The following is a 22,638-nucleotide window of genomic DNA, read 5'->3' on the forward strand; positions in this document are numbered from 1 at the left end:
TGGCCGCAGGCCATAAGTACTAAAGTAGAAGCAAACACCTGGATCCCGGCTCAAAAGCGTTGCCGGGACGACGACTAATGAAACTTAATTGAATCAGAGTAACATTTAATCCAACTCTGGAGTCAGCGAAGCGCCACGACGTTAGTGTTTGTAGGCCATAAGTACAAAAGCACAAAACAAACACCTGGATCCCGGCTTAAAAGCATTGCCGGGACGACGGTTAATGAATCTTAATTGAATCAGAGTAACATTTAATCTAACCCCGAGTGGGCGAAGCGCCACGACGTTAGTGGCCGTAGGCCATAAGTACAAAAGTAGAAGCAAACACCTGGATCCCGGCTTAAAACCGTTGCCGGGACGACTGTTAATGAATCTTAATTGAATCAGAGTAACATTTAATCTAACCCCGAGTGGGCGAAGCGTCACTACGTTAGTGGCCGCAGGCCATAAAGCAACAAAACAAACACCTGGATCCCGGCTCAAAAGCGTTGCCGGGACGACGGTTAATGAATCTTAATTGAATCAGAGTAACATTTAATCCAACTTTGGAGTCAGCGAAGCGCCACGTCGTTAGTGGCCATAAGTACATAAGTACAACGTATAAAAACACACCTTATCCCTATGACAAATTATCACTTTTGTCGATATCGCAAAGTCTGCTTTTCATTAGTACAAGCTGTCGTTACCATAGATTTGTTTCTTTAAGGCTCTTTCAACTATTACAGTGCAGGCTTTCTACATATTTGCTGAAAAGATCCGCTTCTAGAACTCGAACAAATCATCGTCGACACGATAAACCATACCGTGGGGGAGCTTGACCATAACAAACATCCCTTCGACTCAAACAACAAGGTATCTCTATGACTCATCAACAGTCCCTGCAAACACCCGTTACTGTCGAGACAGTCGGCGCTCTCGCTCAGTTGGTTGACTATTCATTGATGAATACGCTTAACCGCGATCCTGACGCAACATCTGATGGTGTTGATCATAGGCCTAGGCAAGTCTTTTCGGGCCACTATGTTCCCGTTAACCCCACACCGATTGAACATCCTGAATACATTGCCCACAGCAGCCGCTTTTTTAGTGAGCTGGGTTTTGCCGATAGCATGGCGCAGTCTGCCGATTTTATGCGCTTATTCTCTGGTGATCTGTCAAACGTCCCTGAGCCAATGAGTAAAGTGGGGTGGGCGTGCGGTTATGCCTTGTCTATTTATGGCACAGAATACATTCAACAATGCCCATTTAGAACCGGTAATGGCTACGGCGACGGCCGAGCGGTGTCGGTGGTTGAAGCGCTTATCAATGGCAAGCGTTGGGAGATGCAACTTAAAGGCGGTGGCCGTACGCCATATTGCCGTGGAGCCGATGGCCGTGCGGTATTGCGCTCGAGTGTGCGTGAGTTTTTAGCACAAGAACACATGCACGCGCTGGGTGTGCCCACGTCGCGCTCGCTCAGTTTATATGTGTCTAAAACCGAAACGGTGCAGCGGCCTTGGTACTCTGAGGGCTCGCGTGAGCAAGATCCTGACCGAATGATCACCGAAGCCGTGGCAATTTCGACTCGTGTAGCGCCGTCATTTATTCGGGTAGGGCAGCTTGAGCTCTTTGGTCGCCGTGCTCGCAAACATGAACATCCCCAAGCGATGGCAGAGCTTGAGCAGTTGGTGCTGCATTTAATTGATCGTGAATACGCAGATGTTATCGACCCGCAACTTTGCCTGCGCGATAAAGTACTCAAGCTTGCAAGTGAGTTTCGTAACCGTTTAACGTCTCTGGTGGCTAACTGGGTTCGCGTGGGTTATTGCCAGGGTAACTTTAATAGTGATAATTGCGCCGCCGGTGGCTTTACCCTGGATTACGGCCCGTTTGGTTTTTGTGATGTGTTTAACCCACAATATCAACCGTGGACCGGCGGCGGGCAGCACTTTGCCTTTTTAAATCAAGACGCTGCGGCTGAGCGAAACTACTTGATGTTTTGTACCGCATTAAGTCCATTGCTAGCAAATGAAGCTGATGGTTTAGATGAACTTCAACAATTGGTTAATGATTTTGCTACCCAGATGCAAACCCAAATGGAGCAGATGTGGGCGAGCAAGCTTGGGCTTAACTCGTTTGATGCCGCGCTATTTAATGAGCTTGAAACATTGATGCAGCAAACACCAGTGGATTACACCCTGTTTTTCCGTGAGCTTTCATCCTTACCTGATGATATTGGCCCACTGGCAAAAAGCTTTTATCGAGATTTATCGCAAGCACCAAAAGGGTTGGAACAACGTTGGGTGGCGTGGCTAGCACAGTGGCAATCGCTGCTTGGTAAAGAAGCCAATAGCGATGCCTCTAGCAATGAAGCTAGCGATGCCACTAGCGTATTGACTCGCAGCCGTTACGAAATCGTTAAGCAGATGAAACAGGTTAACCCTAAGTATAGCTTGCGCGAATGGTTACTGGTGCCGGCATACCAACAAGCGAGCCAGGGTGATTATACCTTGATGCGTGAATTGCAGAAGGTGATGACCCAGCCATACGCTGAGCAGTCTCAAGAAATGGAAGACAAATACTATCGACTCAAGGCATCTGAGTTTTTTGGCGTTGGTGGCTGCTCGCATTTAAGCTGCTCGTCATAACGCTGAGGTGATAGTGGTATAACAGGCGTGACGCTCAATGCACTTGTTTGGTCTCGCTCAAGTTAACTGAGACGCTACAGTGTCATTGAGATTAGCTAAAAATGGCTAAATGTTAACGTTTAGCCATTAACGGCTAAATCTATCGATGAGACTCGTGTTCTTAACCGCTATTAGCCAAAAAAGGCTAAATTTGCATTATTAGCCGAAAGTGGCTAAATTAGTGTCAGTCTGCAAACAAAGGAGCGTTATGTGGAGCCTACCTATAAGCCTATCGCGGTAATTGTCGGCGATGTTGTTGATTCAACCAAGCTTACATCAACTCAATTTGAGCATCTGCTTGAACGGATTAAATCTATCCAGACATGGATAAGTAAAGGGCATAGCGCCAATGCACACAGTATTGAGCGCGGAGATGAATTTCAGTCTGTGGTGCATGATATTGAAAATGCGTTGAGATACACCATTATCTACCGCATTGGCATAAAAGCGCTGGGTAAAGCCTTTGATAGCCGCATTAGTTTTGCTATTGCTGCACATGCTGAGTTACGTGAGTCGGTGTCTGAGTCAATGGGGCCTGCCTTTGTGCTTTCTGGGCGAGGGCTTAATGGCCTTAAGCATGACAGATTATTGTTCAGCTCAGATAACGTAGCATTGGCAGAGTATTTTGACTTGTTGGTTAAGTACCTTGATAAACAACTGACCGAACTAACCGCGCGTCAATGTGAAGTCATGCTGCCCATGCTGCAAGCACGTGAAGACTTATCAATTAGCGAGCTTGCAGAAAAGCTTGATATCGCGACGGCTACTACCAGTAAATCACTTAAAGCATCAGGTTGGCCATTGATTAATGAGCTTAATTGTCGGTTTGTCGACAAAGTTGCGGGGCTCAACTATGACTGATTTTTTCGGCGTGCTTATTCCATTTTTATTGATCCACATTATCTGTGATTTTTATCTTCAGCCTGACAGCTGGATTGAAGCTAAAAAAGCGCACACTTATCGTTCGTCGAAGTTGTACTTACACTCGGTGTTACATGGCGTAGGGTTAATACTGCCAGCGTTGGTGCTAAACATTGATTGGCGTTCAACGCTTTGCCTCGTTGTGATTGTTGCCGTGACGCATTTTGTGATCGATTTATGGAAGGTGACCACTCCCAAGGGCAATAATGTAGCCTACTTTGTGATTGATCAGGCTTTGCATGTGTTGGTACTGGCAGCGATTGCGTTTCATGTCACCGATGGGGTATCGATTGATGCCGTGTTGCAGCATGAACATTTCTCTAATGGCGTGTTAGTGGTGTGTGCTTATTTGCTGATCCTTAAGCCTACATCCATTGTAATAAGTGCTGTGTTAAACAAATATCCCATCGTTAACCCTGTGGACGTTAATGAAGTAAAAACAGAAGCAAAAACAGAAGCTGATACTCAAGCGGTAACGGATACTCAAGCTCTAACGGATACTCAAACCGTCACTCAAACCGTCATGAACAGTGCTGCTGCGCCTGTTACCTCTGTTAGTCCTGCTAAAGATGAGTCGACGAATGTCAGTGGTTTAGTTGCCGGTGGCGAGTTGATTGGTTACCTAGAGCGATTATTAATACTGACGTTTACGCTGGTGGGCAGCTATGCCGCTGTGGGGGTTGTATTAGCCGCTAAGTCGATATTCAGATTTGGTGAGTTAAATCAATCAGCTAACCGTAGCATGACAGAGTATGTATTGATTGGCTCATTACTGTCGGTGGTGATCACAACCCTAATAGGGGCGATAGTGTCATTGGGTTTAGGTGTAAAACTGAAATAAATAACCTCAGCCTGACGCTATTGTGATGGCAAGAAAAAATCATAAAAAAAAGCCTCTAAAACGATAGAGGCTCGATAATCTTATGCAGATTAAAAGCGATACCTATAATCAGCGTTTATCTCCATTCCCATAACAGATAAACGCTGAGTATAGTCACCAAGCATTGTGTAGACAGTTGATTATATTCAATTAAGCGTTACTGTAATTTCAATTAAGTTTTTCTCAATCAAGATTAAATTCAGCCCTAATAAAATCAAACAATGCCAAAGCGTTGTACCCGCTAGATTAACATCAGTGTGAATAAGTCCATTTAGCAAGATTGTTAAAAAGGGGGAAGTCACTGACGTTACCCTTAAGTTGATTTTGCAAAATTGATGAAAAAGTCACAATCATAAAAGCACTATCTGCGACATTGTGTCGCAGGCATCGTTGACGTGAGGTTAAAAATCGCACTATTTATGTCATTGTTGTTGATCTATTCACCATAAAAATGAAAAAGTCTGTCGCGATATTTGCTAAATAAGCACTACATTTTATAAGGGTATAAGCATACATTGTTGACTCGATAATAAGTCGTTAACCATTAACTTGGGCGAAAACAGTTTGCTAAGTTAATGAGTATTAACGCGTTTGGGGAACATACTATCTTATGAAAATAGCGCTATTTATTCCGTGTTTAGTTAATCAAATGATGCCAGAAGTGGCCATCGCGACTCTGCAAGTGTTGGAGAAGCTGGGGCATGAAGTGGTTTTTCCGCAAGGGCAAACCTGTTGTGGCCAACCCATGACCAATTCGGGTTGTTTTACTGAAGCCAAAAAAACCACGCTTAAGTTGCTTAACGCCTTTAAAGGTGTTGAATGTGACGCCATTGTTTGCCCTGCTGCGAGTTGCCTGGTTGCAGCCAAAGAAAACTTTCATGAGTTTGACAGCAGCCAAGAGGCTCAAGATGTGATTAATAAACTCTATGAGTTGACCGAGTTTTTACATGATATTGCGCCAATTGAACATTTTGCACGACCAATAAACAAAAAAATCAGCCTGCAAATGAGCTGTCACGGTATCCGTATGCTCAACTTGGCCACACCAACAGAGGAAATGGGTAAACAGCGTTTTAATAAAGTCGAGGCCGTATTAGGCAAGATTGCAGGGCTTGAGATTGTTTATCCGGAGCGTATTGATGAATGCTGTGGCTTTGGCGGAACCTTTGCGGTTGATGAGGGCGCTGTGTCGGCCAAAATGGGTAAAGATAAAGCTCAGGCTCACGCCGCAACGGGGGCCCAATATGCTGTAGGTTTTGACCCATCTTGCTTATTGCATTTAGACGGCATGATCCGCCGTCAATTATTGGCCATTGAAACCCGCCATATTGCTCAAATCATTAACGATGCCCTCTAGGAGACACCATGACTGAATTATATTCTGCATCTGGCTCAAAGGTGCATTCACATAAAGCGGATATATTTTGCCGTGACGAAACCCGTGTCGATTGGCACTCAAAAGCCTTATGGTTACTGCGTGAAAAGCGTGACCGTGCTGCGACGAGTATTCCAGAGTGGGAGCAATTAAGACAACTTGGCTCAGAGCTTAAGCTGCATACCTTAACTCACCTAACAGATTACCTGCAGCAATTTGAACAACAATGCCAAGCCAATGGTATTGTGGTGCATTGGGCCAAAGATGGCCAAGAGCATAACCAAATTGTATTAAATATATTGGCAAAGCATCAGGTTAAACGTTTAGTTAAATCTAAATCGATGCTTACCGAAGAATGCCACATGAACCCATTTTTAGAACAGCACGGTATTGAAGTTGTGGATACTGATTTGGGTGAACGGATCATTCAGTTAGCTAAGATGCCGCCATCGCACATTGTGGTGCCCGCCATCCACATGAAAAAACAAGAAGTGGGTGAGTTGTTTCATCAACAATTGGGCACTAAAAAGGGTGAATCAGACCCATTGTATTTAACCCGTGCTGCCCGCGCCCATTTAAGAGAGAAGTTTTTAACGGCTGAAGCAGCAATGACTGGCGTTAACATGGCCATTGCAGATAAAGGCGCTGTTGTGGTGTGTACCAACGAAGGCAATGCCGATATGGGTGCTAACTTGCCTAAACTGCAACTGCATTCTATGGGTATCGACAAAGTGGTGCCGAATATGGATGCCGCAGGTGTATTGCTGCGTACTTTAGCTCGTAATGCGACAGGGCAACCGGTTACCACCTATTCATCATTTTACCGTGGTCCGCAACAGGGCGGTGAGATGCACGTGATCATTGTTGATAATGGCCGTACTGAAATGATGAAGGATAAAATTTTAGCCGAATCATTGAAGTGTATCCGCTGCGGTGGTTGTTTAAACACCTGTCCGGTTTATCGTCGCTCTGGTGGTTACAGCTATAACTACACCATCCCAGGGCCAATTGGTATTGCAGTTGGGGCGCAGCATGACGACACAAACTCAATTCCGTGGGCCTGCACCCTATGTGGCAGTTGTACTTATGTTTGCCCAACTAAGGTGCCATTAGACAAAATAATTGCTCATCACCGTCGTTTAAAAGCAGAAGCTAAGACTTTACCTTATGGCAAAAGCGGTTATATGCCTTTGGTTGGTCGATTTATGGCAAATGAAGCCATGATGAATACGTCAATGTCTGCGGCAAGGCTGGCTTTGCGTGTGTTACCTGGCAGTTTACTTAAGCCATTTAGTGGTGCTTGGGGTAAATATCGCGAGTTGCCTGTTGCGCCAGAGTCAAGCTTTGCTACTTGGTATGCTAAAAATCGGAGTCGTTAATATGTCGAGCAAAAACAGTATTTTATCAGCGTTAAAACAGTCAGCATTAACCGCTCATCCGATGCCCGTAATCGATATAGAGGTGACACCACAGCCTTTAGTTGACACCTTTGCTGCAAGCCTCGCTACTGTTGCGGGAGAATTACATCAACAAGGCGGTTTGGCGGCATTACAAGCCAAAGTCGATGAATTAATGGCGCAAGGTTTACAAGTCTTGTCATTGGTTGAGGGGGTTAACGGTAATCGTCAAGTACCGAATACGGCTCATGAATTGGCAGATATTGATTATGCCATTTTAGCGGGGGAGTTAGGTGTTGCTGAAAACGGCGCTATTTGGGTGAGCCAAACGCAGCACCGGGTGACGCCTTTTATTTGTGAGAACTTGATTTTAGCCTTACCTGAAAAGGCGCTGGTGGCTAATATGCACCAAGCTGTGAATCAAGTGTCTTTAGCACAAGGAGAATTAGGTGTGTTTGTAGCAGGCCCATCTAAAACGGCAGATATTGAACAAGCACTGGTTGTGGGGGCGCACGGTGCATGCAGCCTACAGGTGTATTTGTATTAGTGTTATCCGAAGGTAAATAGGTGCAAGGCTGGCTCATGTTAAGTTGCTAACATGAGCCAGCTTAGATAAGTGCTTTGCATCTGTTTTCGAGCAAAAGCGTGTTAGCTAGTTTCTCGTCGCCTCAACTCAAATATCGCCCCAGCTCTCACGTCGACCTAACTCACACATCAACCCAACTCACTAAATAAAACTAGGGAGTGAGGTGGCGATACTCAATGAAATCACTTCTATGACACGCGGTAAACCCATCCCTGGGCGCTCTGCGAAAACATCCATGTTTTCGAAGGTCATAGCCGCGGTTACATCCGCCGTATGGGTATCTTCGATTTAACCTTGTTTGTCATTGAGAGATTTAACGCATTTTTAGACAAAGCTTGGTAGCTACATTCACGTCGACCTAACTCACACGTCGTCCCGGCAATGCCTTTGAGCCGGGATCCAGGTGTTTGAGCTTTTTATGGTCTGCTGCCACACTAGATCAAAAGTGGTTGAGACTATCTAGCTAAACAAAACTAGGGAGTGAGGTAACGATACTCAATGAAATCACTTCTATGACACGCGGTAAACCCATTCCTGGGCGCTCTGCGAAAACATCCATGTTTTCGAAGGTCATAGCCGCGATTACATCCGCCGTATGGGTATCTTCGATTCAACCTTATTTGTTATTCAAAGATTTAACGCATTTCTGGATGGAAGCCTATTAGCTACTTTCTAGTCGTCCCGGCAATGCTTTTGAGCCGGGATCCAGGTGTTTGAGCTTTTTATGGTCTGCTGCCACACCAGATCAAGAGTGGTTGAGGCTATCTAACTAAAATAAAACTAGGGAGTGAGGTGGCGATACTCAATGAAATCACTTCTATGACACGCGGTAAACCCATCCCTGGGCGCTCTGCGAAAACATCCATGTTTTCGAAGGTCATAGCCGCGATTACATCCGCCGTATGAGTATCTTCGATTCAACCTTATTTGAAATTGAAAGATCTAAGGTATTTTTAGACAAAGCTTGTTAGCTAGTTTTTCGTCGCCTCAACTCTCACGTCGACCTAACTCACACATCAACCCAACTCACACGTCGTCCCGGTAATGCTTTTGAGCCGGGACCCAGGTGTTTGAGCTTTTAATGGTCTGCTGCCACACCAGATCAAGAGTGGTTGAGGCTAGCTAGCTAACTAAATAAAACTAAGGTGTGAGGTAACGATACTCAATGAAATCACTTCTATGACACGCGGTAAACCCAATCATGGGCTATGACATTCGCTGTATGGGTATCTTAGAGTTAGCCTTGTTTGTTATTCAAAGATCTAACGCATTTTTTGATACATCTCTTTTATGCTAGGGCGTTAAAATAGATCAAAAATACTGGCACAGCGCTTTTGAATAAATTCAATAAACAGTTTTACTTTTAGCGGTTGTTGTCGGCGCTGATGATATAAAATACTGATCCTGCGATGCTCTCCAGCCCAGTCTGGTAATACTCTAACCAGTTCGCCTTGCTCAAGTTGCGGTTTAACAAACAATGCAGGACCATACATAATGCCACCATCTGCCACCGTGGCTTTAACGGCGGCATGAATATCACCTAAGGTCAGTTTGGCTGGGCCGTCATAATAATATTGCTCGCCATGCTGATGTTTTAATGTCCAATTAAACAGTGGCCATACTTTAATCAAAGGGAACTGACTTAAATGCTGTGGATGGCGTAACTCAGTTAATGTTTCGGCAAATGTGGCAGAGGCGTATAACCCATAATCCAGCACACCTAATGATGTCGATACCCACGATGAGTCGGGTTGAGCGCCACCGACAATGGCAATATCAACACCTTCATCAATCAAATCAATCGTGCTGTTATTTTGCGTCACATGCAGTTGTATGTGTGGATGTAACTTAGAAAAATCATTTATCGCATCAATCAGGATCATCGACGTAATTGAGATGGGCGTACAGATCCGTAAAGTCGACTGTTGCTCATTAATTTGGGTTGCCGACAATTGGTCAAATTGCGCAACGAGTTGATGGTAACGGTCAAACAGCGCGCCGCCTTCTTCTGTTAAGCGTAATTTGCGTGTGCTGCGCATGATCAGCTGGGTATTAAGGATATGCTCTAATTTGCTGATCTTTCGGCTCACCGTCGCGACGGGTAATTGTAATGCAGTTGCGGCAGGAGAAAACCCTCCGGCATTAACCACATGAATGAATAAATGAATCAGCTCTAATTGTGGGCCTGATGGCTGGGTCATGCGCATTCCTTGTCGTGTCGCTAGGTTAATCTGTTAGGCACGTTATGGCTCGACATTTTAGCATGCATAGTGGATTTGAGATGCGAGCTTATCGTCGTTTATGCATCAATTTAGTCACTAACTACATTTTGTCGACAATATGTGGCACTTTTAGGTTGTTTTATGCGCTAAACTTGCTATATTGTCGACAACTTGGTGTTGATTATTCTATTTCTATGTTCAAGGTATCACGATGAACCAACCAATAACCGCAGCTGACAAGACCTTTATTGCACTACGTGACGATATCGTCGAAGGTCGTATTGAAGCCGGTTCAAAGTTAAGCGAGACTGAATTGTCGACAAAGTATGCGGTCAGTCGTGCGGTGATCCGAGAAGCGATTAATCGCTTGGAGTCTTGTCACATTGTAGAGCGGAAAGCCAATGTGGGTGCTCGGGTAGTGGCGTTGTCGCCGCAAGGGTTAATTGAGTTGTATCAAGTGCGCGAATCGCTTGAAGGCATGGCCGCACGGTTAGCGGCAACCAATATGACTGATGATGAAATTGCCGACTTGAGTGCTTTACTGCAATCTCATTTTAATGAGGTCAAAGGCGGTGAGTCATATTATCAAGAAGCCGGTGATGTGGACTTTCATTATCGAATTATTCTAGGTAGTAAAAACAAGCACCTAATTTCTATGTTATTTGATGGTATTTACCATTTAGTGCGCATGTATCGCGTACAACTTGGCATGGCGGGGCCGCGTGTGACCACCGCTTATGATGAACACAAGCACATTGTTCAGGCCATTTTAAATCGTGACGCGGAACTGGCTGAAATGCTAATGCGTCGCCACATTTTATATTCTAAAAACAGTATAGAACGCAAATTATCATAATCGCATATAGCTGACGTAAAGCGTCACTCACGACATTATATAAAGGGGAATAGCATGAGCGCAGGGAAAAAATTTCGTCAAGCCTTAGCCAATAACAAACCATTGCAAATAGTGGGCACCATTAATGCCTACTCAGCAATGATGGCTAAACAAATTGGTCATCAAGCTATTTATTTATCAGGTGGCGGTGTGGCTAATGCGTCATACGGTTTACCAGACCTTGGCATGACATCACTTAATGATGTGCTAGTAGATGTACAACGTATTACCTCTGCCTGTGATTTGCCTTTATTGGTCGATATTGATACCGGTTGGGGCGGGGCGTTTAACATTGCTAAAACCGTGCGCGATATGGAAAAAGCCGGTGCAGCCGCAGTACACATGGAAGATCAAGTGGCGCAAAAGCGTTGTGGTCATCGCCCAAATAAAGAGATTGTGCCCGTTGAAGAAATGGTCGACCGCATTAAAGCGGCGGTTGATGCACGTACCGATCCAGACTTTTTTATTATGGCGCGTACCGATGCATTTGCTCAAGAAGGCTTAGACGCTGCGATTGAACGTGCTAAAGCGTACGTAGCCGCCGGTGCCGACGGTATTTTTGCTGAAGCAATTAAAACCGAAGAACATTACCGTGCATTTTCACAAGCGTTAGATGTGCCTATTTTGGCTAACATTACTGAGTTTGGCCAAACCGAATTATGGAATAAACAGCAGTTAGGCGAGTGGGGCGCAGCCATGGTGTTGTACCCATTAAGCGCATTTAGAGCCATGAATAAAGCGGCTGAAATGGTTTACAGCGCCATATTAACCGACGGTGACCAAAAAGCGGTAGTCGACAAAATGCAAACGCGCATGGAGCTTTATGATTACCTGGGTTATCACGACTATGAGCAAAAGTTAGACAGTTTATTTGCTCAAGGCAAAAACAAATAAGCGTATAAATATAAACAACAAGACTCAAACCCTACACATGTGTGTCCTTGATGGGGGCACACAGCAAGCAATAAGAAGGAAGATAAATCATGGTAGACAAGAAATTATCGGGCGCTGGATTACGTGGTCAAAGTGCTGGCGAAACAAAATTATGTACCGTAGGTAAATCAGGTTCTGGCTTAACCTATTGTGGCTACGATGTGTCAGACTTGGCAGATAACGCCACCTTTGAAGAAGTCGCTTACTTATTATTTAATGGCGAATTACCGACATCTGCCCAGCTTAGCGCATATAAAGCAGAGCTTACCGCGCAGCGTGATTTACCCGATGCATTAAAAGCGGTACTTAAACTGATCCCCGCTGATGCTCACCCAATGGATGTGATGCGCACGGGTTGCTCATTTTTAGGTAATCTTGAGCCAGAAGTGGATTTTACTCAGCAAAACAAAGCCGCTAATCGTTTACTTGCCGCGTTCCCAGCCATTATGTGTTACTGGTATCGCTACAGCCATGATGGCGTAGAAATTGATTGCACCACAGACGAAGACTCATTAGGTGGCCATTTCCTTAAATTACTGCGCGGCGAAACGCCGTCTGATCAACATCGTAAAGTGATGGACGTGTCGTTGATTTTGTATGCAGAGCATGAATTTAATGCCTCAACCTTTACTGCGCGCGTGTGTGCATCAACCTTGTCTGATATGTATTCGTGTGTGACTGGCGCGATTGGTTCATTGCGTGGCCCATTACACGGCGGTGCTAACGAGGCTGCGATGGACATGATCCAAAAGTTCAGTTCACCAGCCGATGCCAAAGCGCAAATGGCTGGCATGCTTGAGCGTAAAGAAAAAATCATGGGCTTTGGACATGCGATTTATAGCGTGTCTGATCCACGTAATGTGATCATTAAAGCCTGGTCTGAAAAACTAGCCCATGAACATGGTGATACTTCGTTATACGACATCTCTGTCGCGTGTGAAGAGTTTATGTGGGACACCAAAAAGCTGTTCTGTAACGCAGACTTTTTCCATGCCTCGGCTTATCACTTTATGGGCATTCCAACCAAACTGTTCACCCCAATCTTTGTTTGTTCACGCTTAACCGGTTGGGCTGCACACGTAATGGAGCAGCGCTCAAATAACCGCATTATTCGCCCAAGTGCTGATTATGTGGGTAGCGAGCCTCGTAAAGTTGTGCCAATTAGCCAACGTTAATCCACTGGCCGAGCATATTGGCTCGGCTTTTTCGATTTTGATAGTCGATCACCCAATTTGTATTAACCGTGGATGTTGTTATGAATACTCAATACCGTAAATCTTTACCCGGCACCAAGCTCGATTATTTTGATACTCAAGAAGCGGTTAACGCCATTGAGCCAGGTGCTTATGCCAAATTGCCGTACTGCTCACGTGTGTTTGCCGAGAACTTAGTACGCCGTTGTTCACCTGATATGCTCGTTGACTCGCTAAAGCAGTTAATTGAACGCAAACGTGATTTAGATTTTCCGTGGTTTCCAGCGCGTGTAGTGTGTCACGACATTTTAGGCCAAACCGCATTGGTTGACTTAGCCGGCCTACGAGACGCCATTGCTGAAAAAGGCGGCGACCCGTCCAAAGTAAATCCAGTCGTGCCGACACAATTGATTGTTGATCACTCACTTGCAGTTGAGCATGCAGGTTTTGAAAAAGACGCCTTTGAAAAAAATCGCGCCATTGAAGACCGCCGCAATGAAGACCGTTTTCATTTTATAAACTGGACCAAAACGGCGTTCAAAAACGTTGATGTTATCCAACCGGGTAACGGCATTATGCATCAAATCAACCTAGAGAAAATGTCACCAGTGGTCCATGCCCTTGATGGCGTGGCATTTCCAGACACCTTAGTCGGCACCGACAGCCACACACCCCATGTAGATGCACTAGGTGTTATCGCCATTGGTGTGGGCGGACTAGAAGCAGAAAGCGTGATGTTAGGCCGCGCATCGTATATGCGTTTGCCAGACATCGTAGGCGTTGAAATTACCGGCAAACCACAACCAGGTATTACCGCAACCGACATTGTACTTGCGTTAACAGAGTACCTGCGCGCTCAAAAAGTGGTGTCGTCGTATTTAGAATTTTTTGGCGAAGGTACGACCCATTTAACCCTGGGCGACCGAGCAACCATTACCAACATGACCCCAGAATACGGCGCAACTGCCGCCATGTTTTATATCGATAAACAAACTATTGATTATTTAACACTGACTGGCCGTGATGATGAGCAAGTTAAGCTCGTTGAAACTTATGCTAAGCAAGCGGGTTTATGGGCAGATACCTTAACTGAAGTGGAATACGAGCGCGTGTTGCATTTCGACCTATCTACCGTTGGGCGTAACATTGCTGGGCCATCAAATCCGCACAACCGGGTGCCAACCTCTGAGCTTGCAGCTCGTGGTATTAGTGGCGTGGTTGAAAACGAGCCAGGTAAAATGCCAGACGGCGCGGTGATTATTGCTGCTATTACTAGCTGTACTAATACCAGTAACCCACGCAACATGATTGCTGCTGGCTTATTAGCCCGTAATGCCAATGCCCGTGGTTTATTGCGTAAACCCTGGGTGAAGTCATCACTGGCCCCTGGCTCAAAAGCGGTGCAATTGTATTTAGAAGAAGCAGGCTTATTACCCGAGCTTGAAAACTTAGGCTTTGGCATTGTGGCGTTTGCCTGTACTACCTGTAATGGCATGAGCGGCGCGTTAGATCCTGTTATTCAGCAAGAAGTGATAGACCGTGATTTATACGCCACCGCAGTATTGTCGGGTAACCGTAACTTTGATGGTCGTATTCATCCATATGCCAAGCAAGCGTTTTTAGCCTCACCGCCATTGGTCATTGCCTATGCCATTGCCGGTACCATTCGTTTTGATATTGAAAAAGATATCCTAGGAATCGATAAAGATGGCAACCCTGTCACCTTAAAAGACATTTGGCCGACCGATGAAGAAATCGATGCAGTGATTAAAACCAGCGTTAAGCCAGAGCAGTTCCGCAAGGTATATGAGCCGATGTTTGACATAAAAGTTGAATATGGCAGCCACGTTAATCCGCAGTACGACTGGCGGCCACAAAGTACCTATATTCGTCGTCCACCTTATTGGGAAGGTGCATTAGCCGGTGAGCGCACCATGAAGGGAATGCGCCCTTTAGCGGTATTAGGCGACAACATTACTACAGACCATTTATCGCCATCGAACGCGATTATGCTCGACAGCGCTGCTGGTGCTTATTTAGCTAAAATGGGCTTACCGGAAGAAGATTTTAACTCATATGCAACACACCGTGGCGATCACTTAACTGCGCAGCGTGCCACGTTTGCTAACCCTAAATTGTATAACGAAATGGTCCAAGAAGACGGCAACGTGCGCCAGGGTTCGTTAGCCCGTATTGAGCCAGAAGGACAAGTGATCCGCATGTGGGAAGCCATTGAAACCTACATGGAACGTAAACAGCCATTGATCATTATTGCAGGGGCTGATTATGGCCAGGGTTCATCACGTGATTGGGCTGCAAAAGGCGTACGTCTTGCTGGCGTTGAAGTGATAGTCGCAGAAGGTTTTGAGCGAATTCACCGTACCAATTTAGTCGGAATGGGCGTATTACCACTTGAGTTTATTAAAGGTGAAAACCGTCATACCTATGAGATTAACGGCACAGAAACCTTTGATGTCGTTGGTACTCCAAAACCAGGAGCCATGTTGTCTGTTGTAATGACGCGTCTTGATGAAGAGCAAGTGACAATTCCGGTTAAGTGCCGCTTAGATACCGCTGAAGAGTGTTCTATCTATGAGGCCGGTGGGGTATTACAACGTTTTGCTCAAGACTTTTTAGCCAACGAAGCGGCTAGCTAGTTCTTAATCGCTATATCGGCAGCCAGGCTGCCGATTTTTCATTTTTTGTAGGATGTTGTTATGGCTCATTTACCACAAATTAGAATTCCCGCCACTTATATGCGTGGCGGCACCAGTAAAGGGGTATTTTTTAACCTAACTGATCTGCCTCAAGCCGCTCAGATTGCCGGACCCGAGCGTGATGTCTTGTTGTTGCGAGTCATTGGTAGCCCAGATCCCTATGGCAAACACACCGATGGCATGGGCGGAGCAACGTCAAGCACCAGTAAAACGGTGATTTTATCAAAAAGCACCCAAGCCGATCACGATGTGGATTATCTGTTTGGACAAGTTGCCATCGATAAACCTTTTATTGATTGGAGTGGCAATTGCGGCAACTTAACAGCCGCAGTTGGCTCATTTGCGATAAGTAATGGCCTGATTGACCCAAACCGTGTTCCACAAAATGGCACTGCCGTGGTGCGAATTTGGCAAGCCAATATTCAAAAAACCATTATCGCCCATGTGCCGATCACCGACGGTGAAGTGCAAGAAACTGGCGATTTTGAACTCGATGGCGTGACCTTTCCGGCCGCAGAAGTGCAAGTTGAGTTTTTAGATCCCGCTGACGGCGAAGGCGCGATGTTCCCAACGGGGAATGTCGTTGATGTGCTTGAGGTACCAGGCGTGGGTAGCTTTAACGCCACCTTGATTAATGCAGGTATTCCCACCATTTTTGTTAATGCAGCAGATATCAATTATGTGGGCACTGAACTGCAAGATGACATTAATAATGATGACAAAGCGTTAGCCATGTTTGAAACCATCCGTGCTTATGGCGCGGTTAAAATGGGCTTAATACAACACATTGATGAAGCCGGAGCGCGTCAACATACGCCTAAAGTGGCGTTTGTCGCACCGGCAAAAGAATATGTATCATCAAGTGGAAAAGCAGTGGCCATGACTGATATTGACCTCGTGGTACGAGCATTGTCTATGGGCAAGCTCCATCATGCCATGATGGGTACCGCAGCAGTGGCTATTGGTACCGCCGCCGCCATTCCTGGCACCTTAGTGAATTTAGCCGCTGGCGGTGGAGAGCGCAGTGCCGTGCGCTTTGGTCATCCTTCTGGAACGCTTCGTGTTGGTGCTGAAGCGCAATTAATTGATGGCCAATGGCAGGTGAAAAAAGCCATTATGAGCCGCAGTGCTAGGGTGTTAATGGAAGGCAAGGTAAGAGTTCCAAGCAAACGTTAAACATTACTGATTTCCCCCAAAAACAAAACCTTGGTAATACCGAGGTTTTTTTATTTTATTTATACAAACAGAAAAAATATTTTCAGGCATTAAGTTAAAAAATAAACTTATTAATCAATATTTTATAGCTTTATTTTGCAATCGATTAAAAATGTGATAAACATCAAAAAACGCTTGATTCAATAGTAAAATTAGTATGTTATATGCAGAATTTACAGACATTATTCAGCAAAATTTCTAGGGTAACTAAAAGGAATAACACTGCAGTTAACCGATAATGTTATAACAACCTTTGCTGGTTTAGGTTACAAAATAATAAGCCAGACATATATTACAGTTCACGTATTATCGTGAAGCACATTGCATAGAATTTAGGTGCAATGTATTAAAAGAAGGAAATCAAATATGGTTGAACACATTACAGGTATGCTGGCGTTAATCGGTGTTCTGTCGCTTTTGTGTCAATGGGTGGGCTGGAAATTACGTTTACCAGCCATTTTACCGCTTTTATTGTGTGGTTTATTGTTAGGCCCAGGTCTTGGAATACTCGATCCTGATGCTATTTTTGGCGATTTATTATTCCCGATTATTTCGTTAGGGGTTGCGGTTATTCTTTTTGAAGGTGCGCTAACCCTTAACTTTAAAGAAATTAAAGACCATGGCCGCATGGTTACCAACTTAGTCAGTGTTGGTGCATTAGTGACTTGGTTGGTCATTGTACCCGCAGCGCACTTTTTAATGGGCTTTGAGTGGAGTATCGCAGCACTGTTTGGAGCGTTAGTCGTGGTAACCGGCCCAACCGTAATTGTGCCTATGTTACGTTCAGTGCAACCAAAATCTAATCTAGCCAGTATTCTGCGCTGGGAAGGTATTGTCATTGACCCAATTGGCGCCTTAATGGCGGTTTTAGTGTTTGAATACATTGCCGTGTCTAACGATCCAACCACTCATGTACTTCATGCATTAGGGTTAACGTTAGCAATTGGTTTTGGTTTAGGCGCAGCAGTGGGCTATTTTGTTGGTATTGCCATCCGTAATAACGTTTTCCCGCATTATTTACGTAATACTGCGGTATTAACCATTATGTTAGGGGTGTTTGTTGGTTCTAACTTATTACAGCATGAATCGGGATTATTGACTGTAACTGTTATGGGGATCTTACTTGCTAACATGCGCGGTGTAGATATTGCCGACATTTTAGAATTTAAAGAAACCTTAACCGTATTGCTGATCTCTGCATTGTTCATTTTACTTGCTGCCCGTTTAGATTCTGGTGCTATGCTCGATCTTGGGTTTGGTGGCATTGCAGTTTTATTGGTGGTGATGTTTGTTGCTAGACCGCTCAGTATTTGGATTTCGGGACTTGGAACCAATTTATCTTCTAAAGATAAGTGGTTTTTAAGTTGGGTTGCTCCAAGGGGTATTGTTGCCGCTGCCATTTCATCTTTATTTGCGATTAAGCTTGAAGCCGTCGGTCTTGAAGGCGCGAGTTCAATTGTGCCTTTAGTGTTTTTAGTGATTATTGGTACGGTTGTTATTCAGAGTTTAACCGCTGGCCGTTGGGCAAAATATCTTGGCGTTAAAGAAGGATCAAACCAAGGGTTATTGATTTTTGGTGCGTCTAAGTTTTCACGTGAGTTGGCATCAATTTTAATTTCTCGAAACATTAAAGTGGTGTTAGCTGATAATAACTGGGACAGCATTCGCCAGGCGCGAATGGAAAATATTCCAGTTTATTTTGGTAACCCAGCGTCTGAACATGCTGAAACCTATATGGACTTAAGTGGAGTAGGGCGCGTACTTGTGATGTCACCTTATCGTCAATTAAATCCATTAGTGACCTTCTATTTCCAGGATTTACTGGGTGTAGAAAAAGTTTACGGCTTGAATAATGCAGACAGCGGCAGTGCTCGTCATCAATTGTCAGAGTCTTATTTAAAGCGTTTGTGTTTGTTTGGTGAAAATATTTCCTATGCCAAAATTGCCAGCTTAATGGCAAAAGGTGCAGTGTTAAAAGTAACTAATATTACCGAAAACTTCACTTATGAACACTTTAAAAAGCGTTATGGCGAAACTGCAATGCCGCTAGTGTACTTAACCAAAGACGGTAAAGTAAAAGTGTTGGCAGGTGCAGCGCCATTTGAATACCCTGTTGGTATTGAACTTATTAGTTTATTGCCGCAAGAGGCGCAAGAGCAAGCCGTTATTCAGCGCGCGTTAGATGAAGAAGCCGAGCGTAAAGCGAAAGCATTAGCCGAAGAAGAAGCTAAAGCCGCAGCCGAAGCGCGAGCTATTCGCGAAGCTGAAGAAGCTGAGCAACGTGCAATTGAAAAAGCCCGTCGCAAAGAAGAAGAACTTGCACAGTTTGAAGAGCAAGAAAAAGCGCGCTTACTTGCAGAAGAAGAGGCTGCATTAGTGAAAAAAGAAGCCGCTGAACTAGCTAAAGAGCAAGCGATAAAAGAACAGGCGAAAAAAGCATCTGCAGCACTTGCCGTTGACGCAACCCCTATTGAAGAAGTTGCTGATAATACTGACAAGGTATCGTCTGACGATGAGGCCAAGCCTGACACCGTGGTTGAGCCTAAAACGGTTTAACACTGTGAGACGTTAACAACAAAAAAGGCCTAGCAAAATGCTAGGCCTTTTTATTTAACTACGTGATTGCGTGGTTAATGTCAGTTAATTACGCTCAATGGTAGATTAGGCTAATGTAGCCAGTACCACTTCATGGTGATCTTTGGTTTTAAATTTGTTTAATACATGGCTAATTTTGCCATCTGTACCTACAACAAAACTTAAACGATGAATTCCATCATATATTTTTCCCATAAAGAATCACCCTTGATAATTATTTAAGACAGTACCACTGATGAATTCTTATAAACTATATCTTTAACAATGAGTTAAGTTAATTTATTTACGTTTAATACTTACATTATATCAGTTGTCATAGTTTTATGTAAACAGGGTCACATTTAGCGGTTTTTGAGTAAAAAATTGTCATAAAAAGTTTATCGAAGCTATGTAAGGGTAATCAAACTATAGCACTTTTGAAGAGATGCCATATAGGTCTGTGCCCACGTAAGTGAAAGGCTTACAGGTTTCCAAATGGTTTTGGGGCAAAAGGGACTTAGTTAGTGTGTTTACTCTAAAACGTTTATGCCCCATTATTAGCTAGACCAAATACTCTACCTTCAGTTTCTGCTGCAATTTTCAATTGCATATTCATGCACTTTTAATTTATCGCTCTTCAGCTAAAATTAATAAGGCCATTTCAGTTGTCATACAGGAGATAGCGTATGTGGACGAAGAAAGGTCATTTAACTGGGCAGAAAAAGCCCTTTAAGCTTGAGGATATCTGGCGTATCCGTACCAGGCTCGAAATCGAAGGTAATATTATGGAGTTGGCTCTGCTCAACCTCGCCATCGATTGTAAATTACGTTCATGTGATTTGCTCAGAATGAAAGTTCGAGATATTTCATCGGGTGGTGTTATTCAAAATAGAGTTCTTTATCAACAGAGTAAAACGGAACGTGAGGTTCAATTTGAAATAACTTCTCGTACAGCTCAATCATTAACACAGTATTTAATGCAAAGTGGCTTATCGTCATCAAGTTATATATTCCCTAGCCCTCGTAAGAACGGGAGACCTATGAGCTATAGCTGCTATGCAACTATAATTCGTCGCTGGGCGTCACAACTTGGTTATGACTATTACCTGTATGGTACTCACTCTATGCGAAGAACAAAGGCAACCTTGATCTATGCACGAACGAAAAACATCCGAGCCGTACAGCTATTGCTTGGTCACGCCAAGTTGGATAACACAATTCGTTATTTAGGGGTAGAGATGGAAGATGCCCTTAATATATCTGAGGATATAGAGTTGTAACATTATTGTGTTAAAGCCATGCGCATGAGCAGGTGGTAGATTGGATAATGAGCAAAATGGAGAGTTCGGGACTGCAAATTAGATAGCAAATTAAGGCAATTCGGTTTATATTAATCACAGTTTTGTCAATTTTATAAACCAAGCCATTGCTGAGAGGATACCATGTTTGCAGAGCGCCTAGAACGAGCCCGCAAGGCTGCCGGGCTATCAATGAATGCATTAGCCAGCGAAGTTGGCCTATCCGCTAACGCCATTAAAAAGTACGAACATGGCACGACTATGCCCTCTTCTTCAAATCTACTTAAGCTTGCAAAAGCGCTAGATGTGCGCAGCGAGTACTTCTTTCGGCCGACCAAGGTGAAGTTAGAGGGTGTTGAGTACCGCAAGCGTGCGAGCACACCAAAGAAAGTGTTAGACCGAATCAATGGTGACGTATTAGACCAAGCTGAACGTTGGCAAGAGCTTTTAGAGTTGTATCCCGACTCAGTGAAGCCTATCCCTGAGTTTGCTCTACCTGATGAACTTCCAGAACAAATCTTTAGCTTAGAACAAGCGGAAGACTTGGCTATTCAGATGCGCCATGCTTGGGAGCTAGGGCTAAACCCTATTCACGATATGATCGATACCCTCGAAGCTAAGGGCGTGATGATTATTACCACGGATGTGGAAACAGATAAGAAGTTTGACGGTTTAGCGGGCAAGATTGGTAGCACTCCTGTAGTGGTGATCTCTACCGCCCAAAGTGGTGACCGTCAGCGCTTCACCTTGGCCCATGAACTTGGGCACTTAGTCGTGCATGGTCGTTTAGCTGAAGGGATTGATGAGGAGAAGGCTTGTAATGCCTTTGCTGGTGCATTTCTTTTACCTACCCAATCACTTATTGAATACTTGGGTGAAAAGCGCCGTCATATTGAACCACGTGAATTACTGATGCTAAAGCACGAATACGGTATTAGCATGCTAGCGGCACTGTTTCGAGCTGGCCAATGTGGAATAATTACGCCTGCGACTCAGAAAAACCTACTTATGCTGTTTAGCAAAAATGGCTGGCGAACGGAGGAGCCAGGAAAAGCATACCCTCATGAATCGACTTATCTACATAAGCAGTTGGTATATCGTGCTTTAGGTGAAGAATACATAGGGGAGTCAAAAGCTGCAGAGTTACTTGGCATGTCTGTTTCTAGCTTTCGTAAAGAACGAAAGTTGGAGGTGTCGACTCAAGCACAGTTAGCTCAGGAGGCTAGCCGTGCAGCAGCTGCTAATTAGTGATGCCAATATCCTCATTGACATGGAAGAAGGTGGTTTACTGGAAGCAATGTTTCAGTTGCCCTATGACTTTGCAACGCCAGATATTCTTTTTGTTGAAGAACTTGAAGAAGATCATCCCCACCTTCTGGATTTAGGGTTAGCGCTAAAAGAGGTTTCTGCAGAATCAATGATGTTTGCCATGCAGCTAACGGGGACCTATACCCAAGCGAGCCGAAACGATTGTTTTGCCCTTGCTTTAGCAAAGCAAGAACAGTGTCCTTTACTGACTGGTGATATGGCACTGAGAAAAGCAGCAGAAAAAGAAGCTGCCATTGTTAAAGGCACAGTTTGGCTAGTAAGCCAACTGGTGGTTCATCAGCAAATCAATACCGAACAAGCGCGAGCAGCCTATAAGCAGATGCAAGCCAATGGCAGGCGTCTACCTTGGCATATCGCAGAACAAGCTTTAGTAGAACTAGAGCAAGTAAATTAATAATTAATAGGTTGCCCTCATAAAGTGCAATTTAGAACGATCA

At 44.5% G+C, this 22,638-nt stretch carries 16 protein-coding genes and 1 pseudogene; 15 read left to right on the top strand and 2 right to left on the bottom strand.

All coding sequences use genetic code 11. The annotated features are described in order from the left end of the window. The first annotated feature begins 860 nt into the window (after positions 1-860). From IEW93_RS15305 to IEW93_RS15330, 6 genes are all read left to right on the top strand, one after another. Positions 861-2,627, top strand: a complete 1,767-nt coding sequence (locus IEW93_RS15305) for a protein adenylyltransferase SelO (protein ID WP_188740166.1) — start codon at positions 861-863, stop codon at positions 2,625-2,627. Positions 2,628-2,876: 249 nt separating this feature from the next. Continuing rightward, a complete protein-coding gene (locus IEW93_RS15310; RefSeq protein ID WP_188740167.1) occupies positions 2,877-3,527 on the top strand; it encodes a hypothetical protein in 651 nt (216 codons plus the stop codon). Beyond that, positions 3,520-4,428 carry a DUF3307 domain-containing protein gene (locus tag IEW93_RS15315; protein WP_188740168.1) on the top strand — a complete coding sequence of 303 codons (909 nt, stop codon included), beginning with the start codon at positions 3,520-3,522 and terminating at the stop codon, positions 4,426-4,428. The genes IEW93_RS15310 and IEW93_RS15315 overlap by 8 nt, the downstream gene beginning before the upstream one ends. A gap of 649 nt (positions 4,429-5,077) precedes the next feature. Beyond that, positions 5,078-5,824 carry a (Fe-S)-binding protein gene (locus tag IEW93_RS15320; protein WP_188740169.1) on the top strand — a complete coding sequence of 249 codons (747 nt, stop codon included), beginning with the start codon at positions 5,078-5,080 and terminating at the stop codon, positions 5,822-5,824. An 8-nt stretch (positions 5,825-5,832) separates the two neighbouring features. Further along, entirely contained in the window at positions 5,833-7,221 is a 1,389-nt protein-coding gene (locus IEW93_RS15325; protein WP_188740170.1) for a lactate utilization protein B, read from the top strand. Position 7,222: 1 nt separating this feature from the next. After that, complete coding sequence (locus tag IEW93_RS15330; RefSeq protein ID WP_188740171.1) at positions 7,223-7,786, top strand: LutC/YkgG family protein; 564 nt, start codon at positions 7,223-7,225, stop codon at positions 7,784-7,786. A 1,340-nt stretch (positions 7,787-9,126) separates the two neighbouring features. On the opposite strand, the gene IEW93_RS15335 is transcribed toward IEW93_RS15330, so the two are convergent. Then, entirely contained in the window at positions 9,127-10,026 is a 900-nt protein-coding gene (locus IEW93_RS15335) for a LysR family transcriptional regulator (protein ID WP_188740172.1), read from the bottom strand. Positions 10,027-10,258: 232 nt separating this feature from the next. On the opposite strand from IEW93_RS15335, the gene IEW93_RS15340 reads away from it, so the two are divergent. From IEW93_RS15340 to IEW93_RS15365, 6 genes are all read left to right on the top strand, one after another. Then, entirely contained in the window at positions 10,259-10,903 is a 645-nt protein-coding gene (locus IEW93_RS15340; protein WP_188740173.1) for a GntR family transcriptional regulator, read from the top strand. Between the two features lie 54 nt (positions 10,904-10,957). Further along, positions 10,958-11,836 carry a methylisocitrate lyase gene (gene prpB / locus IEW93_RS15345; protein ID WP_188740174.1) on the top strand — a complete coding sequence of 293 codons (879 nt, stop codon included), beginning with the start codon at positions 10,958-10,960 and terminating at the stop codon, positions 11,834-11,836. Between the two features lie 89 nt (positions 11,837-11,925). Further along, a complete protein-coding gene (gene prpC / locus IEW93_RS15350; RefSeq protein WP_188740175.1) occupies positions 11,926-13,050 on the top strand; it encodes a bifunctional 2-methylcitrate synthase/citrate synthase in 1,125 nt (374 codons plus the stop codon). 80 nt (positions 13,051-13,130) lie between these two features. Further along, positions 13,131-15,725 (top strand): Fe/S-dependent 2-methylisocitrate dehydratase AcnD, encoded by a 2,595-nt coding sequence (acnD, locus tag IEW93_RS15355; protein WP_188740176.1) that lies wholly within the window; start codon positions 13,131-13,133, stop codon positions 15,723-15,725. A 60-nt stretch (positions 15,726-15,785) separates the two neighbouring features. Further along, positions 15,786-16,961 (top strand): 2-methylaconitate cis-trans isomerase PrpF, encoded by a 1,176-nt coding sequence (gene prpF / locus IEW93_RS15360; protein ID WP_188740177.1) that lies wholly within the window; start codon positions 15,786-15,788, stop codon positions 16,959-16,961. 405 nt (positions 16,962-17,366) lie between these two features. Continuing rightward, positions 17,367-19,556 carry a cation:proton antiporter domain-containing protein gene (locus IEW93_RS15365; RefSeq protein WP_188740178.1) on the top strand — a complete coding sequence of 730 codons (2,190 nt, stop codon included), beginning with the start codon at positions 17,367-17,369 and terminating at the stop codon, positions 19,554-19,556. A 105-nt stretch (positions 19,557-19,661) separates the two neighbouring features. On the opposite strand, the pseudogene IEW93_RS15370 reads toward IEW93_RS15365, so the two are convergent. Continuing rightward, positions 19,662-19,793: pseudogene (locus tag IEW93_RS15370) on the bottom strand (thioredoxin-dependent thiol peroxidase); the annotation flags it as partial. 467 nt (positions 19,794-20,260) lie between these two features. On the opposite strand from IEW93_RS15370, the gene IEW93_RS15375 reads away from it, so the two are divergent. The 3 genes from IEW93_RS15375 to IEW93_RS15385 all read left to right on the top strand — a co-directional run bounded on the left by IEW93_RS15375 (position 20,261) and on the right by IEW93_RS15385 (position 22,595). Next, a complete protein-coding gene (locus tag IEW93_RS15375; RefSeq protein ID WP_011637411.1) occupies positions 20,261-20,854 on the top strand; it encodes a tyrosine-type recombinase/integrase in 594 nt (197 codons plus the stop codon). A gap of 162 nt (positions 20,855-21,016) precedes the next feature. Then, positions 21,017-22,120, top strand: a complete 1,104-nt coding sequence (locus tag IEW93_RS15380) for a helix-turn-helix domain-containing protein (protein WP_011637412.1) — start codon at positions 21,017-21,019, stop codon at positions 22,118-22,120. Further along, positions 22,101-22,595, top strand: coding sequence for a PIN domain-containing protein (locus IEW93_RS15385; protein WP_188740179.1), 495 nt, complete (start codon positions 22,101-22,103; stop codon positions 22,593-22,595). The genes IEW93_RS15380 and IEW93_RS15385 overlap by 20 nt, the downstream gene beginning before the upstream one ends. Positions 22,596-22,638 lie beyond the last annotated feature (43 nt).

The organism is Shewanella inventionis (genome assembly GCF_014641855.1).
GTDB lineage: Bacteria > Pseudomonadota > Gammaproteobacteria > Enterobacterales > Shewanellaceae > Shewanella > Shewanella inventionis.

Bases quoted from the DNA above. Each gene is read 5' to 3' on its own strand.
- IEW93_RS15315 (WP_188740168.1), top strand. From the start codon at position 3,520: ATGACTGATTTTTTCGGCGTGCTTATTCCATTTTTATTGATCCACATT.
- IEW93_RS15365 (WP_188740178.1), top strand. From the start codon at position 17,367: ATGGTTGAACACATTACAGGTATGCTGGCGTTAATCGGTGTTCTGTCG.
- IEW93_RS15325 (WP_188740170.1), top strand. From the start codon at position 5,833: ATGACTGAATTATATTCTGCATCTGGCTCAAAGGTGCATTCACATAAA.
- prpF (WP_188740177.1), top strand. From the start codon at position 15,786: ATGGCTCATTTACCACAAATTAGAATTCCCGCCACTTATATGCGTGGC.
- acnD (WP_188740176.1), top strand. From the start codon at position 13,131: ATGAATACTCAATACCGTAAATCTTTACCCGGCACCAAGCTCGATTAT.
- IEW93_RS15335 (WP_188740172.1), bottom strand. From the start codon at position 10,026: ATGACCCAGCCATCAGGCCCACAATTAGAGCTGATTCATTTATTCATT.
- IEW93_RS15375 (WP_011637411.1), top strand. From the start codon at position 20,261: ATGTGGACGAAGAAAGGTCATTTAACTGGGCAGAAAAAGCCCTTTAAG.
- IEW93_RS15320 (WP_188740169.1), top strand. From the start codon at position 5,078: ATGAAAATAGCGCTATTTATTCCGTGTTTAGTTAATCAAATGATGCCA.
- IEW93_RS15340 (WP_188740173.1), top strand. From the start codon at position 10,259: ATGAACCAACCAATAACCGCAGCTGACAAGACCTTTATTGCACTACGT.
- IEW93_RS15330 (WP_188740171.1), top strand. From the start codon at position 7,223: ATGTCGAGCAAAAACAGTATTTTATCAGCGTTAAAACAGTCAGCATTA.
- prpB (WP_188740174.1), top strand. From the start codon at position 10,958: ATGAGCGCAGGGAAAAAATTTCGTCAAGCCTTAGCCAATAACAAACCA.
- IEW93_RS15380 (WP_011637412.1), top strand. From the start codon at position 21,017: ATGTTTGCAGAGCGCCTAGAACGAGCCCGCAAGGCTGCCGGGCTATCA.
- IEW93_RS15305 (WP_188740166.1), top strand. From the start codon at position 861: ATGACTCATCAACAGTCCCTGCAAACACCCGTTACTGTCGAGACAGTC.
- prpC (WP_188740175.1), top strand. From the start codon at position 11,926: ATGGTAGACAAGAAATTATCGGGCGCTGGATTACGTGGTCAAAGTGCT.